This window comes from Corallincola platygyrae (assembly GCF_039544265.1).
GTDB lineage: Bacteria > Pseudomonadota > Gammaproteobacteria > Enterobacterales > Neiellaceae > Corallincola > Corallincola platygyrae.
In genome coordinates this window covers 81,179-98,136 of the sequence record NZ_BAABLI010000015.1, presented here as the reverse complement: position 1 = coordinate 98,136, position 16,958 = coordinate 81,179, and the positions used below count along the sequence as shown (strand labels likewise).

General features: G+C 49.7%; 9 protein-coding genes. 6 read left to right on the top strand and 3 right to left on the bottom strand.

Annotated features, from left to right (window positions below):
- Position 1: 1 nt before the first annotated feature.
- From ABEA14_RS13190 to ABEA14_RS13165, 6 genes are all read left to right on the top strand, one after another.
- The gene (locus ABEA14_RS13190; protein ID WP_345340490.1) at positions 2–523 is read left to right on the top strand and encodes a hypothetical protein; all 522 of its coding nucleotides are present in this window, start codon (positions 2–4) and stop codon (positions 521–523) included.
- Between the two features lie 2 nt (positions 524–525).
- Positions 526–1,614: an LVIVD repeat-containing protein gene (locus ABEA14_RS13185; RefSeq protein WP_345340489.1), complete on the top strand. Its 1,089-nt coding sequence runs from the start codon at positions 526–528 to the stop codon at positions 1,612–1,614.
- Positions 1,615–1,616: 2 nt separating this feature from the next.
- Positions 1,617–4,856, top strand: coding sequence for an Ig-like domain-containing protein (locus tag ABEA14_RS13180; protein WP_345340487.1), 3,240 nt, complete (start codon positions 1,617–1,619; stop codon positions 4,854–4,856).
- A 114-nt stretch (positions 4,857–4,970) separates the two neighbouring features.
- Positions 4,971–6,908: a hypothetical protein gene (locus tag ABEA14_RS13175; protein ID WP_345340486.1), complete on the top strand. Its 1,938-nt coding sequence runs from the start codon at positions 4,971–4,973 to the stop codon at positions 6,906–6,908.
- 455 nt (positions 6,909–7,363) lie between these two features.
- On the top strand, positions 7,364–8,899 hold the full coding sequence (locus ABEA14_RS13170; protein WP_345340485.1) for an OmpA family protein: 1,536 nt from the start codon (positions 7,364–7,366) through the stop codon (positions 8,897–8,899).
- Positions 8,900–9,021: 122 nt separating this feature from the next.
- Complete coding sequence (locus ABEA14_RS13165; RefSeq protein WP_345340484.1) at positions 9,022–9,780, top strand: ribonuclease H1 domain-containing protein; 759 nt, start codon at positions 9,022–9,024, stop codon at positions 9,778–9,780.
- Here ABEA14_RS13165 and ABEA14_RS13160 read toward each other — a convergent pair.
- The 3 genes from ABEA14_RS13160 to ABEA14_RS13150 all read right to left on the bottom strand — a co-directional run bounded on the left by ABEA14_RS13160 (position 9,777) and on the right by ABEA14_RS13150 (position 16,955).
- Positions 9,777–11,819 (bottom strand): sensor histidine kinase, encoded by a 2,043-nt coding sequence (locus ABEA14_RS13160; RefSeq protein WP_345340483.1) that lies wholly within the window; start codon positions 11,817–11,819, stop codon positions 9,777–9,779. The genes ABEA14_RS13165 and ABEA14_RS13160 overlap by 4 nt on opposite strands.
- Before the next feature lie 320 nt (positions 11,820–12,139).
- The gene (locus ABEA14_RS13155; protein ID WP_345340482.1) at positions 12,140–15,070 is read right to left on the bottom strand and encodes a putative bifunctional diguanylate cyclase/phosphodiesterase; all 2,931 of its coding nucleotides are present in this window, start codon (positions 15,068–15,070) and stop codon (positions 12,140–12,142) included.
- Positions 15,021–16,955, bottom strand: a complete 1,935-nt coding sequence (locus tag ABEA14_RS13150; protein WP_345340481.1) for a methyl-accepting chemotaxis protein — start codon at positions 16,953–16,955, stop codon at positions 15,021–15,023. The genes ABEA14_RS13155 and ABEA14_RS13150 overlap by 50 nt, the downstream gene beginning before the upstream one ends.
- Between the last annotated feature and the right edge of the window lie 3 nt (positions 16,956–16,958).

The window sequence follows — 16,958 nt, the reverse complement described above, 5'->3', positions numbered from 1 at the left end:
AATGAAAACCATACTCACGCTTTTATTAGTTACCTTATTAGCGGCTTGTTCGGGCAGTAAAAATACCAGATTGTATGGGCTAAATCTCTCGCCTGCAGGCTATGGTGTTATTGTCACTGAGCTAAATACAGACAATGGCAATGAGATAATGCAGCCTCAATTCGAAATAAGGCCGGGAATAGCTGGCACGGTTTCTCAACCTGATTGGGTTAGCCTGCTATGGCTTAAGTCAAAAAAGCTGCCAGACAAACTAGAGATAGTTTGGCAGCTAGCTGAACTGCATGATTGCAAACATATATATAAGACGCGGAAGCGCGGTTGTCGATGGGTTCCCATTGACGCCGCTATATTTCGACAAGAGCTTGATATGGAGGCGATAAAAAATTCAAAAGAGTTTCAGCGAGCCGGCACTAGAAACCCTAATAGAGCGGGCAGTTACTTCCTCTCAAATATGTTATTTGTTTTCAAAGATGACCATGTCGAAGTTGAAATTTATAACTCTTCTACCAATCCATATATGTAAAAATGAAGATAGTATTTTATATTGTAGCGATAGTACTTCTTATTAACACAAGGAGTGCTTGGGCTGATTTCCCAAAAGAAGAACAGGTGGGGTGCCTTAAAGAAATATCTTGGGTGCAGGGTAAACCTCTGTTTATTCATAATAACCAGTATGTACTCCTTATGGATCACCATCGCGGTCAGAAGCACAAGATCTACGTGGTTGACATTCGTGATATTACCCAACCCAAAATCAGCGACATCATCTCAGTCACCAGCAATCAAAAAAAAGCAAACATTCGGGAATACAAATTAAACCATGCAGCGGATAAGCTGTATATGACGGTCCAAGATAGCTTACTTATCTATGATGTTCGCAACCCAGAAAACATCCATCAGCTATCAAGCACCAAGTTCATGGAGCCATTGGCATTTGCCATAACCGCCGATGATAAATACCTCTATGCTTCAGGTTGTTATAAAAACAAAAGATGTGACGGATTAAGCCTGTTTGGAATAGAGGGTGATACATTAACGTTTATTAAAGAGTTAGACGGTGTAAAACATCCATCACAAATCGTCATTTCTCCCGACGGAAATAAATTAGCCTACGGCTCAATTTTAGATTCGCCATTGATACTCACCGACATCTCGGACAAACAAAAGATCACCCGTCTGGACAATACTACCAAGCCATTTTATAACCGTGGCAGCTGGAAAACATCCGCCAATTTTAAAGAGGGGCGTTTTAGTGCCGATAGCCGCTACCTCTATATCGCCTCAGGACAATCCGGCCTGCTGGTATTTGACACCAATAAAAATACGCTAAATAAGGTGCAACAAACCTCCGGCAGACACTGGGCAGCATTAACAAATAATACGGGCTTTATTTCTTCGTTTGATGTCTTAAATGACACCATTTATCTGTCGGGGAAATCAGACGAAATTAAAAGCGAAATAAGTTCCATCAAAGGGTTTGAACATGCTTATTTCTGGCAAGGCAACAGTCTCGCTGTCGCAACGGATGGCAGCATTATCACCCTTGTTGATAGCTACGGCGAACGTTACGACGAACGCTGCGTTAAATTTATAAAAATACTCCAGGAACCATAGCGATGCGCGTTGTTACCAGCAATCTACAGATAGCACTATTAATTAGTACATTCGCATTTTCCGCAAATGCGTTTAAGCCGTCAGAGAGCAAGGGATACCTCTGGCAAGATGTCCGAACCAACCACCTGACGGTGACCGCAGATGCGCTGACCTCATTGGACATAGAAGGGCACGATTTGGCTTTTTCAGCAGCGGTGATAGCTGAAATTCAAGCGGCAAACGCCCACGTTGATGACTTAACCGGCGAGTTTTTCCATGGTCCGGCCCATTGTGACGATGAAATGATTGGTGGCCGAGATGGGTGCAGTCAGCGACTAATTGAATTCAGAGGGGATATCGTAGAGGAACTGTCGTCCAATGAGCCGGATCTCGTCGCCGCCAGGCAAAAACTCGGCAGGGCGCTGCACACACTGCAGGATTTTTATGCCCATTCAAACTGGGTCAATCTGGGGCATCGGAATCAGGATATTTTTACTGAACTGACCTACCCGACAGACGATAATCCATATGCCGATGCACAAGATGGTTGGGAACAAGCACCAGACGAAGCACATTATAAAACCTGCGAGTGGGAAACGGGTTGGCAGGTTGATGATGGCCCATTGCCCAACCTAACCTTGGGCCCCCGTGGCCTTAATGTTGTTACCACAGGGTATTTTAATGGTTACACCATGGGCCAGACCGACCCGCAGCCCTATAAATGTGAACATGGCGGCGATGGAACAGGATTAAACAAAGACACACCGGGCCAGGCGTATCATATGGAAGCGATCAACGTTGCGACCATTCATACCCGCGCCTACGTCAACGATATTATTACTGCTGTGTTTGAGGATGAAACCCTTTCACAGGCGCAACGGGTAAACAATGTTGCACGATTTATGGGGGTTGGAGGCAAAATAGCTTTTGCCGTTGACACCACCACCAGTATGGGGCCAACCATTACTGGCATTCAAAACGGTATGCGTGACGCGGTGGGTGCGATCCAAGCACAAAGGGGTATTACAGACTATTACCAGGTGTCATTCGGTGAGGCAGTAGCCACCGTTGAAACAGCCTATACCAATCAGACCATGCTCTCTCATATCAACCGAATACAGCAGGGCGTTCCGGACGATGGTTTTGATGCGCCAGAAAGCGCATTAGATGCGCTGCTGGTGTTGGTAAATGAAGCCACACCCGGCACAGAGCTGTATCTATACACAGATGCCGATACCAAACATACAGACCTGTTGCAGGATGTAATTAGTCTGGCTAAAGAGAAAAACATTCGCATTAATTTTTTCCTCGCCTTTACTGAAGACAGCACGTACACCACCATCGCAAATGAAACCCAAGGGCTGGTTTACCCTTACGACTACTCCGCTGCGAGTGCCGAACAGACCTTCAGTTATGTTAACCCTAACTTTGGTGACGGTGGCGACATGTTTGCCAAGCTGGTGCAGATAGCCGCAACCATATCCTCCTATGCAAACGCGGATCTATCAGCACAAACCCGGATGGCAGAGCCAAAAACCGCAACATTGCCAAATACACATACCGTTAAGGTAGATGAGCAGACTAACCAACTCATGCTCCACATCAATATGAACCCTATTGGCACCCTGCGCCTATATCGGCCGGATGGTTCGGAGGTGCCAACCTTCGATCCGCGCCTGCAAATCCGCGGAACTGAGCGCAGTCAAAGCTGGGTGATATCAGATCCCGTACCTGGCGAATGGCAGGCCGTTGTTGAAGGAGAAGATGGGCAGAGTTATACGTTGGATGTTCACGCCAGCACGGCGGTGCATACGATTGAGTTTGGTTTCAAAGAGCTTAAAGGCAGGGCCGCACATGAGGGCCTTTACGCCATTTCCGGTCAACCCATTGCCGGTAAAAACCAAATACTGACACTGCACCTTGCAGGCGCTATTGACCAGGCCAACGTTGAACTTGTTGACCAGCAAGGTCAACACTTGCAAACCGCAAAAATTGAGGCTGTGGAAACAGGTGCGAATGCAACCCGCTATGTTGGTGAGGTGGAGATACCTACGACGGCTTTCAAGGCCGTCATCAGCGGTGTCACGCAAGCTGGGCATGCGTTTGAACGTACCTATCGCAGCCTGTACTCGCCGCAAACAGTGTCTGTTAAGCCAGTCTATTCTCGCCCCGTGGTGTTTATCCCAGGCGTCACAACCAAAGTCGATTTCATCGTTAAGAATCATGGCGAAACACAGTCGCTAACGCTAAATGCTCGTTTGCAGGACGGTACCGAAATCAGCTTGACCGATACCGAGTTGACACTGGAAGCTGGTGAAGAAAAAACGGTACACGTTGATGTACCTTTATCACAGTCAGCGGCAGCAACCGACAAATACCGCGTGATATTGCGAGCAGCTAACCAGGCTGATCCCTCGCAGACCAACCATGGAATTTTCAATGCCCCCGTCGCTGTGCAGGATAGTGACGGAGATTCTGTTCCCGACAGACTGGAAAATTTGTTCGCGGATGGTAACAAAGACACGATTCTCGATGCTGAACAGGCAAATGTCGTTTCATTGCCAATAACAGGCGCCATTAGTTTTAGCTATGTGATCGCCCCAGAAAACCAATTTGTTCAATTTGCCACCAAAACATTTGTTGATGAGTCATTGCCGGTCGATTTGGCGGATGCGCCTTTTGGGTTTGTTGACATGCAAACTGAACAACCGATAGAGCAGCTCACCATTTTCTACAATAAGCGCATCTATCCCTCAGCCTACTTTGTATTTGATGAAGCATCACAAAGCTGGCAAAAAGATGAAACCGCACAATTTGAAAACGGCTATGCCATTGTCAGTGTAGAGAACACAAGCCATAAAGGCTTCTTAGCCATGGGCAACAATAAACCCCGCATTTATGTTGCTCCCCACACAGTAGAACAGGGCGCAAGTTTAACCATTGACCTGATGAACCAAGTGAGTGATGAAGATGGCGACACTGTGGCCATCGTTTCCGTCAGTGACCACTCCGTCAAAGGTGCAAGCATCTCTCGTTCTGGCCATCAAAATGCAGTTTACACGCCACCGGAAGGACATCTGGGGGTCGATCATTTCAGAGTCATTGTTACCGACAATAAAGGCGGATTTACTGCATTTGATGTGGAAGTGAAAACAACTGAAGCAGAAGTGGATAAGTCGTCTGGTGGAGGCGGTTCGCTTGGCTGGATAAGCCTTCTTTGGTTGGTCGGGCTTTGCCTAACAAGAACCACACGACAGCGCTAACCTAACTGGAATCCCCGCTTTCCGAATCATCTCGGAGCGGGGTTGCATCAAGCTAAGCAACACTTTTTCCAATTTTTTAAAAGTACATATCTTTACACGTAAGGAAACATCTAAGTGCAGTTTAAACATTCATCAATAGCAACAACCATTATCTCTGCTTGCATTCTTGCAGGCTGTGGTGGCTCAGGAGGAGGCAGCACACCTGAAACCCCTGAGGTAACCACGCAATTCACGGTCATTGACGGCTACTTGAAAGATGCCACTGGCTGGCTTGATCTTAATGGTGATCTTCAGCAAGACAGCGGCGAGCCTTCTGAAAAGTCTGACAGCCACGGCCTAGTTACCATCAAGACCGACTATGAACTGCCAACCACCACCCTACTGGCAGCAAAAATTCATGCGGGTACCACGGTTGATGTTACCTATTCAAAGACGTTCGAGAACGATCTATTACTGGTCAGCAATCTAGATGTGTCGTTGGTCTCTCCCTACTCCACGCTGGAGGTATTGTATCAAAGAGCCGGTGAAGAGAAGCAGACCGCCAGAGAACAAGTCTGCCATTGGATAGGTCAGTCTAATTGTGATTTGAATACAGACTATATTGCCGCTGATGACGCCCGACTCAGCGCAATAGCCAAGGCACTCATGCCTATCATGACGCTTGAAGAGGTGTTAGACGATAGCGCTGCACTGTCGACAAAAGCAGATGCGATGCTGACCGCGATCGCGGCCGAAGAAGCCGACATTATCGATCAGAACCAAACTCCATTGTGGAGTGAAATGGTAGTAGTAGAGCAAGATGGGAGTTACATCGTGATGGGGCTTTCACCCGTTACCGAGTCCATCATTGCAAGCACAACGCCGCAAGAATATACGTTGTTCGATCGTGCATTCGATCAAGATGATCCATACAGCGCCAGCCTGTTACTTCACGTAAACTACCATCCTGAACACGGTTTTATGGGTGTCTCTATGCCCGGCGACCTAATTAAAGGGTTTGTCGAGTACTACGGTTTCAATGGGGAAGTCGACCTTTTGATGCCATACGGTGAAATCAGAGGCATGCAGGATGACAGCGGCTATGAGTACCAACCAGATGCCCTTAGTCTTGATACAGCCAAAGGGTTATCTATTGTCGGCAGCATTGGTACTACTACAGGAGAAGACCCCGCAGGTTACGAAACAACCTACCGCAAATTGAATTGGGATGGGGAGTTGTCATTGGCGTATCAAGGGGAGTTAACTCAATACTCGGAAATGTCATCAGGCTTAGTGGCTGCTGCAGACGATACGCATATCGCCATGCTGCACAGCAACATCAACAACGATTTCAAATTGGATAACGAGCTTAGAAAATACGACCTTACAGGTGAATTAACCTCGTCTCTGCAGCTAAACAGGAATGTATCACTGACAGATGATAGCTATCTTTCTACACCTTGCAGTTTTACTCTCGAACGCAATAACTACGGGTTTGTCATTACCGCCTTCGATAACAAATCACTGTGTGTTGTAGACGCTGCGCTTAACCAAAAAACCGTTGCCACAATTAGCGATGGCACACTGGCAGGCCACTATATTGTGGATGCCAACAACTTTTTTGCAGTGATCCAAAAACCGACCGACGACCCTAGCGTATTTAATTATTATTTAAGCCGCTTTAACGGTTCTGACTGGACGCAGATCGCCTCACTTGGTCAATCTGAAAGCTACCAGCTGGGCCAGGCAGTTGATGGACGTGTAGTAGTCACTTGGGTCGATAGTCAAACAACGACTGAAGAAAACGAAGATGCGGATAACTTCCTTGATACGCAAATCAACTTCACTCTAAAACTTTTAGAAGTTGGCTTAGATGGCAGAGTAATTAAATCCACAGACATCGAACTACCGCAGCAAGAATTTGACTTTTCTGCTGGGGAAGTCCCATTTCTGGACATGATACCTGCACAGGTATCTGGATATGGCGCTGTATATAGCTTTCAGCGACACCATAGAGAAGGCGAACAGCTAAACACCGTTGCAACGGCACTGGTTGTGCCATTTACGTACTAACCTTCACTGCGCCCTGCTAACTCAAAAGCAGGGCGTAACCTTTTCCTTTCTTAATTATCTTACCCATTGCTTTTCATCGTCACTTCCTTTGGACCTTGCTGATTTCTGATTAAAAAATAGACATATAGGAGCACCAACGTGGACAACAAAATTGTTTAATAACTTTGATTGACTCTACCGAGCTGCCGATTAAAAACTCTCTAACCACTGACATGGATAGAAAAAAGCGTGATCAAGCGAATAAATCCATGACTCCTCCTGATGTTCTGCATGCGTGCGGGTAACGCCAGCCAGTGCCTCACTGAAAGTAGACGTAACAGCACAGGTCGCCGCTTTGGAGGCATCCCCCACCGGTATGACAAAAGACATAGCTCAATACGACCAAAGTGACATAATGACTGCTTGTGCGACTGATGAACCTCGCACTCGCCAACAAGAGACAAAGGATTGCTTCCATGAATACTGCAACAATCATCAAATCGCTCTCAGCAGTGCTTGTCGCCAGCGGCGCGTTACTGAGCACCGCAATTCAGGCTGAGACACCTCAAGACCACCCGCTGATATCTGCATTTAGTCAGGCAGGGATTAAGGGGACCGCGCAAGTCAACTATGCCGAAATATTGATACCAAATAGTGTTCAACTAGATGTGAACGAACAACCAACAGGCACCATAGTGGCCGGTAAGCTCACCGTGCATGCCTACGAGCTCAACAACGGTTCCACACCGATAATGGCAGCTAAAAACTATCAAGATGTTGTTGAGAAATCAGGTGGCAAGATCTTACTGCAGTGCGACCAGAAAAGCTGTGGTGACGATTTTGTCGAGCAGCTTTTCCGTGACACCTGGCACCACGATTCTCAAAACCATATCGATATCTACAACCTAGATTCGCGAGATAACTATCAATATCTGCTGGCACAGTTGGGTGCCGAAGAATCCCCCACCTATGTGCAATGGATTATCAATCTCGGGTACAAGGACATGCTCGAGATCGATCAACATATTGTTGAGCCCTTCCCTCTTCAGCTTGGGCTGGTAGAAGTCGACACGCAGGTTTTGGCACAAGAACTTACCCCCGCCCCTATTGGTCAGGCTGAAGGTGAAGACAAAGAAGGCAGCAAAGATCATCCACTTATCAGTCGCTATCAAGGGTCAGTTATCCAGGGTTATCAAGAACTCGAATTTGGTGAATTTCGTTTGGCAACCGGTGTGGCAGACGCAAAAGAAAACGTGCCTCACCTGTCACTTCAAGGAAAAGTCACCACCATCGTCTACAAAGCGCCGCCAAAGCAATCAGTGCTTCAGGTGTATAAAAACTATGAGCAAGCGCTCAACCAAGCGGGCTTTTCGGTAATATTTGATTGCGCTTTGGCTAACTGTGGCAAAGATGGTGTGCTCGAGCCGTTGTGGGAGGGCAGTCCAGACGAACACAGATATTCACCGATGGATATCTGGAACATCACGGATAAAAGCGACTTTCGAATGATGACAGCCAAATTATCAGGCGATAAGAGGGATGCCTACGCTTCGGTAGCCGTTCTTGGTTACTGGGAAGATGTGTACATCGCCGTTGATATTGTCGAACCCACAGCAATGGCAACGGATCGCGTCACCATTGATGCGGCCTACCTGAATCAACAGTTAGCGGAACAGGGCAAGGTGGTTCTGCACGGCCTGTTTTTTGACTTCAACAAAGCTTCACTTACCGTCGACTCGGCACCAGTACTGGATACCATTGCTGATTATCTGAAAACCAATCCAGAGCAAGTGTTTTATGTGGTGGGACATACCGATAGCGTCGGTAAACACGAATTTAATATGACGCTCTCCAGCCAACGCGCCGAATCGGTTGTCAAAGCGTTAATCAGCAAAGGCGTTCCGCAGAAGCAACTGATGGCCATGGGAGTGGGGCCAGCATCTCCAGTGACAACCAATCAAAGCGAAGGTGGGCGGGAGCAGAACCGGCGTGTCGAGCTGGTGCTTCGCTGATACTGGATTATGGATATGGACACCTCAATTCCCCGCACTTGAGGTGTCATCAGATGCTTTTACCAATCATTACTGTCATCATGACACCCTGAAAATGTCGACCAAGCTAGAGGCTAAATTAGATGGCAAAGAAGTTTTATGTGGTCTGGAAAGGACACCAGCCGGGTATTTACACCGATTGGCCAAGTTGCAAAGCGCAGGTCGACCAATTTCCCGGCGCTCGATACAAGTCTTTCCCCACAGAAGCTGAAGCCAAGGCGGCTTTTGACGGCAAGTCATCGCCCTCACCTGCAAAACGCCCGGCAGCCAAAAAACGTGGTTCTGGTGTAAAAACCTACACAGCAAAAGAAGTGGCTGCGCACCCAGCCAAACTTAAGATCTTCACCGATGGTGGCTGTGAGCCCAATCCAGGTAAAGCCGGTTCAGGTGTGGCTATCTATCGCTCAAACCGTCTTGTCGAACTTTGGTATGGCTTATTCAACCCCAAGGGCACCAACAATACCGCGGAGCTAAATGCGCTGCATCAGGCACTGAGATTTGCCAAAAAACTGCTGGCAAAAGACAAAGAAGTCGCTGTGTTTTGTGACTCTCAATACGCGATTCAATGCATTACCCAGTGGGCAAAAGGGTGGGAGAAAAACGGCTGGCAGAAACGCGAGGGCGTGATAAAAAATCTTGAGCTGATCCAGTCAATCTACTATCTCTACAACGAAGTCACCCCAAAAGTGAGCCTACTGCACGTTAATGGCCACGTGGGTGTTGAGGGCAACGAGCTGGCCGACCGTATGTCGATACTGGCCATTGATGAAAGGCAAACGGGATTTGTACCTTATCAGGAAGAGCTGGATATTCCGGCACTGCTGGCCCTAAGAACCGGCTAACCGGTCTTAAGCTGCTTTTCTAACTCCGCCAATAGCTGTGCTGAATCGATAGGGCGCGTTAACTGCGCCCGTTCATCTCCCGCCTGACCAACACGAATAACAGGGCGATTCATGACCACATCGGCGATAGGACTACTGGACACATCTGCCACCACAATCTGTGGTAGCGCAGACGATTGCGGAAGGCTAGACAGGCTGTTTACATCGACATTTTTAGTTCGCCACCCCAGCTCAGCAAACAGGTTTTCCAGTACCAGCACCTCCATTGGTGGCAGCTGATGCAATAACGCTTCACCGGCAGCTATCGGCTGTTTTTGCTGTTTTTGCTTTTGTCGCTGCGCCGCTAACACCTCGGTTTCGGGTTCGGCCTGTTTATCACGAACAGTAACCGTCAGAGCGTTCTCAATCCTACTTACACTGGTGGGTAAAGCTAGCTCTGCCGCTTTTGGCGAATTGACTGCCGTTTGATTGAACCGGCGCAACAGCAACAATCGATGGCCTTGTTTGTGAGCGCGTTCCGCCAGCCAGGACCACTTATCTGGTTTGGCCGCGTCGATATCAGCAATCAGGATCGCCGATGTTCGACTCTGTTTTAACAGGGCTTCAGCGATATCCAATTTATCGACCAAATGTGCTTGATACCCAAGGCAAGCAAGCTGTGCTTCCACACTTAGGCGCACGCAGCCATGGGGACTCACTACAAGCACAGTTTGGTTGGTATCCACCAAGGGAACACTAACAGGCTCAGAAACAACATCCATCGGCACAGAAACACTCACCCGGGTACCCTTTGCCAGGGACGCGTTGCAGGACAGTTTTCCCCCCATAACTTGAGTTAACCGGGTCGCCAGAGGGAGTCCTGGTAACAACTCGGTCTGGTCATCTGGAATAGAAGTTCGCCCTTCGCCAGTGTCGGTGAGTACCAAAAACGCCTGCTGGTTGCTGAAGGTCATTTTCAGCAGGATCTCACCTTTGTGGGTCGACTCAATGGCTGGCGTTAACATATTGAGTAGCAGGCGCCTGAATTTACCCATGTCAGCCTTAACCAGTTCAGGAGTACTCTGATCAATGGCCGCTTCCAATTGCACCTTTTTCAGGTGAGCAGAGGGGGCCATAAGCTCCATCACCTCTTCGACCACGCCGCGAAGATTAAACACCATGGGTTTGAGTGAAAACGCATCCTGATCCAGCGCTTCCAGTTGCGTCAGGTCGTCTACCAGTTGCAGCAATTGCGCCGCATTGTGTTGGCTGGCTGTTACCAGAGATTGGTTGGCTCGCCCTTTTGATCTGTCATGCAGTAGATTCAAACAGGCCAGCTGCCCCATCAACGGCGCTTTGAGCTGTGCACCTAAGGTATTGAGAAGTTCAGATTTGGCAAGACTGTTTAGCTCTGCCTGATCTCGTGCTGCAGCCAACTCCCGATTGTTGTCAGCCAGCTCAGCGACCAACTCCTCTCGCTCGAATCGCAGCTTGTTGGTTTCATCAGCGAAGCGATAGAAATGGCGGTACGTATTCGCAACCAAAAAACTGAAGGGCAGCAACAGCAACAGTGCTGCAATCTGATGGTCCTGAGTGCCGACAAATAGCCAGACAAGCGAGAAAGGTATGACAGCCATGGAGGCAAAAGCAGCGAAGACCCGCCAACAGGTCACCATCACCACCACGGCACTGACCACTTCGCCAACCACAACCAGCAGGGGTATCAGTTGTTGCAGGAAGGACAACTGCAGCGTCAGAACACAAATCGCGCCAGCAAATCCGCCACAGATCAGTTCGAGCACCATGTAAGCGCGCTCGTAATGGAGCGCTTCGCCACGGCTCTTTTTCTGTTTTTCGGTTAACCACCACCGCACCAGACTTAAACCAAAGATCCCACCCCACCAAACCAGCAGTGGCAGTGCGGGCATCTCGGTGAAACCTATCAAGTAGGCGCACACTAAAGCACTGGAAAAAGGGAACATCAGAATCAGTGGCGCCGCCTGACGATACAGGCTGTCGACCCGAGTCTGGTCGTAAGCGGTCTGCTCGCGCACTCTCATCTGGTTAACCCTTCACAAATAAACTGGCAGCAGGGTATCGCAATTACTAGGCGTTTTAAAAAGGCGACGGACGATTATTTTGATCTGAGTGAATTAAGTTTGATCGGCTTGCAAAGGGGCGACTTATCGCTGGCAACACGAAAGCACTTCTTGCAGACAAACTTGGGCTTTTTCACCAGTTCGTAAAGAGGATCCCCCATCATCTGAGCTTTTGTCTGGCGGTCCCATTTACAGATATGTTTTGACATTGAGCGCTGCATTGTGGTCATTGAATTGCCTTACTGGCAATTTAAGCACACTCAACGCGCCCTGTAGAGTAGTCAGCAGGCTCTGGCCATCTGGTAGCCTTGAAGATATTGGGCCAGCGGTAATGGCTTACCTAATGCGTAGCCCTGGCCATAATGAATCCCTACATCACAGATAACTTCAAGGATCGCATCGGAGCTGACGAACTCCGCGACCAACTCCATACCCAGACTCAGACCCACATTTTTAAAGGCGCGTACCACAGCTTGATCCACTTTATCCTCCGCCAGACGACGGACAAACTGACCATCAATCTTGAGGTAGTCGACGGGCAGGTTTTTCAAATAGGCAAAGCTGGTCATGCCCGCACCAAAGTCGTCTAACGCGAAACGACACCCCAACGACTTCAGATGCCCAATAAACTGCTGCGCATCTTCCATCAAACTAATGGCCGAGGTTTCAGTGATCTCGAAACAGATCTTAGCTGCGAGTTCTGGGTGATCTGACACCCGTTCGATGATCTGCTCTGTCACTCTATGCTGGCTCAGTGTTGCCGCGGACAGGTTAATGGAGCAGCAATCCAGCTCATCAACATGCTCGGGATGGGCATCTAACAACGCCAGGGTCTGTGAAACCACCCACAGGTCAATGTCAGGCATCACGCCGTAACGTTCCGCCGCAGGGATAAAGACTGCGGGACTCACCAAACTATTTTGCTCATCCCGAAGTCGGAGCAATACTTCGTAGTGCAAACCTTTATTGGGTGTATTGCCCACGGCACAAATGGGCTGCATATGGAGTTCAAACTGATCCTGCTCCAATGCCCGGCGTAACCGGCTGAACCAGTGCAGCTCGCGATGGCGATCCTGTGTTGCTTCATCATCGGCATGCAGATGGATACGGTTGCGTCCGCGCTCTTTGGCGATGTAACACGCCGCATCTGCGGCTCTGAGCAGTTCGTCAGCACTGACAAAAGAAGACTCTATCTCTACTAATCCACCGCTGGCACCAAGCTGAAACAGCTGCCCTTCCCAACCAAATCGAAACTCCCGCACGGCCCTAATCAGCTCCTCACAATGGGCAACGGCCGATTCCTGGCCTTGCATCGGGAATAACACTGCAAACTCATCACCACCAAGACGAGCTAACACGGCGTCGTCAGGCAAAGCATTTTGGATAATGTGTGTCAGCTGGCGCAGCAAAGCGTCGCCCGCAATATGACCACAACTGTCATTGACCGCTTTGAACTGGTCGAGGTCAAAATAAAATAACCAGCGCTCCACCCCACCCTCTCTGACTTGCTCAAGAGACTCGGCAATACAGGCATCAAAATGGTAGCGATTGAACAACCCAGTTAAGGCATCGTGATGAGCTTGGTAAGTCACTTGCTGCTGCAACTTATCGGCATCCGTTATATCTTTGGCGATCCCTTCAATGCCGCGTAACTCACCGGCATTATCAAACACCAGCGATTCACTCAGCTCTACCGTTCTCAAGTTACCATTTTGATGACGAATGCGAAGGCGATAGGGCTCTGTCGTCTGGCCCGACAGCAGCATTTGATAACGTGAACCTCGGTGCTGGGCACAACTGGCAAGAATGCGCTCCAGTCTGGGCACCACTTTTTCCGGAGACCAGCCTAACAATCGTGACAAGGTATCGCTCAGGTATTCGAATTGGCCATCACTATCTATGGCGTAGATAACATGGCCGTTCAGCCCCTCTACCAATCGGCGGAATTTCTCTTCACGCGCTTTTAACTCCTGCTGGGCGATCATCCGTTGCGAAACATCTCTCAAGGTCACTGCAACCAACTCTTCGGTATGCACCAGCTGTAATTTGAACCACTGCTTTCCGCAGCGAGTGGAAAAACGTCGTTCGATGGTTTGTTGATCAGTGAGGACCTGATAGCAGTCATTGGTTAGTGTCTCCGACTGCAGCCAAGCGGCCACGGAATCGACATTGGCGTCTAAAAGCTGGTCCAGAGGACGACCGATCAATCGCTCAGCCATTGGGTTGGCCTCGGCCACCGCCAGCTCACCATATTCATTCGGCGCTAAGATAAGCAGCCCGTCGAGACTGGATTCAGACGCCGCTTTGAAGCGCTGCTGACTCAGATTCAAACGTCGTTGCCGAATAATGCTGGCTCTGACAGCCCAGGCCAGCAGCAAACCAGCCAAAGCGGCAAAACCAATCACATAGTTCTTTGCCTGATAGGCAGTGTGGTTAGCGTAGATCGACAGTGAAACATGGCGCTGGTCTTTAAATACAAGCGGTCTTGATGCATAGATGTGGGCGGCACCAGGCTGTCCCACCACCAATACATCCATCTCATCAGACGTGATCTTGAGTGTGAACTCATTTCCTATCATGGGCGCAATCAGCTTTGCCGCAATGGCCTGGGGGTCAATCACCATCACCAGGCAGCCACGATCCAGTCGATTGGGGAGCATAGGGATCAGATACGCAACTAAGTGGCGGCCCTCTTCCGTCTGCATACGAACACTGAGGGATTCCAATCCCTGCGGCCAGTTCATGTGGGGCAGCCCTGCCTCTGCCAGTGAGCCGAATATTTGAAAGGGTTGCCAGTCGGCAGATTGAACCGCTTGCAGCTCTCCGCCCGCACCATACCAGCCGATGGCAACAACCCCCCCCAACACCTCCATGGTGTCAGCTGCATGCTGCGCAAACCAAAGCGGTACATTTGGATGGGAATTAGGCCAGTTGCGAGCCATGACGGACAGTGCAGACTGCCGTTCCTGAACAAACGCATCCAGACGTGTGCCAACATTCTCAGCCAGCAATTGAGCTTGTTGCTGTTGGTTAGTTTCAGCGTTACGTTCGAGCGCACCGTTTAGCGAAACCCCCGCCAAAAGCACCAGCACAGCCACCCAAGTCGCAACCGTATCTGCTTTATGCTTGACCTGTTTCGATTGCGGGCGAGCATTCATATAGCTAAGCCATGCCCAAGGTTTGGGTAATGCGTCCAACTTGCTGCTCAACATCTCTTTCAATCTCGAATGACAGCGTCCTGGCTTCTTCTACCTGGGCCTGCACGTTATCCATCGCGCGAGCAAAATCGGTGACATAGTCTGATTGTTGTTTTACATACTCTGATGCCTGGTGAGCGACATCCGCACTGGCGCGCGACTTATCCAAAACCTGATCAGCGGTTTTCAGCAAAGACTGACTGACCTCGTGCTGGTAGCGCGAAGCATCCTCAATCCCCTGAATATTGCCCTGCAGCTGTACCGAAGATTCACCCAGTTGTGTCAGGATCTGGGTAATTTCAGAGAGTGATTCCTGAGTCTTGTGGCTCAACTTGCGCACTTCGTCCGCCACCACGGCAAACCCCCGCCCATGGACACCGGCGCGTGCAGATTCGATAGCTGCATTGAGTGCTAACAGGTTGGTTTGGTCGGCAATGCCGCGGATCACATCAAGAATGGCATTAACGTCTTCGACCGACTGGCTCAGCGATGCCAACGACTCGCGGCCCTCTTTTACCGCTTTGTCTGTGGCTTCAGTCGCCCCCATGACCTGCTCAACACCCTGTTGCGATGCGGTCATAGACTCCTGAGTTTCCCGTGCATTCTGTTCAACATCCGTTGATACTGCATTCAATTGGGTGCTCAGCGAAGCCAGTTGCTCCATCACTTCACGAGAAGTAGCGACCTGCTGCTCGGTTTCCTCTGTCGTCGAGGAGATATGATTGACCTGCTCTTTGACGCTGGCTAAGGCATCAGAGACAAGTTTGAGCTGCTCCACTTTGCGCCGCTCGTCACCCTGCTGATTATCCAACAGCACGTTGAAGTAGTTGGCGATCTCTCCCAGCTCGGAGTTCTTTGCCATATTGTCGATACGGTTCAGGTGGCCATCTTCAACCAGTTGGCGGAAGCTATCCCGCAGGCGGCGCAGTGGCGCTAATACCATTCGCGCTATCGCAAGGTAACTGAACAGGGCAACGATCAGGATCAGACCCGCGCAGCCATACAACGCCAATTCCACCGTAGAAACAATCGACGCACTGCTCAGTTTAACCAGGCTTTCCTGTTCAAGTATCAACGCCGTCAGCTGGGCAACTTCGTCACTGAGCGCTTGTTGCGTATCGGTGCGCTCACGAATCAAAGCGGTGGTGCTGGCCATCTCTTTTGGATAACGGCGTGCTAGGCTGACGATCTCCTGGCGCATCTCTTCGGCCAGGTCATAGGCCTCTTCTTCATCGTCACCCAGCGCAAACTCATCCACTTCCACTTCAGACATTACACCCAGCAGAGGTAGGTCACCTATTTTGTTTGCCACACTTTGGACACGATTAACCTGGTCAAGAAATACCTGCTCATCGTCACCGGTTTCGAAGTAATTGGCGCGAGCAAACGACAGGCTTTGCAGGTCCACCAGCAGGGCAGCACCCAAGCGCACGTAATCGGCAGCTTCGCGACGGCCCAGGGCCTGCGCTTTGTAGCCATAGTCCACCGCGGTTTCAGCGTACCCCGACAATTCACGTTCAGCGTTCAATAGCAGACCCTGGCTGTTGCCACTGAGCTTGCCCAACGCACGGTACTTGGTAGTGAGGTTGTTAAGCAGGCTGGTCAACGCCTCCGCCATAGGCGCGGCGACATCTGCTTCCAATTGCCGGAGCTCCTGCTCTGGCAGTTGAGTCAGTAATTGCTCAGCTGCACTGAGTTCAAGCGCGTTGCCAGTAGAAAGATAGCGGTTGATGGTATGGCCTAAGTCGACCACGATTTTCTGTTTAAGCTGCTGGTAGCTTTCTAACTGTTCAGCCGCATCATCAAGACGCTCTAAACCGATGATCAAAGCTGCCAGCAGTAGCGCGCTAACACCAAAGAGACTGAACGCTGAATAACGTGAAAGATGAGAAACGCGCATCGA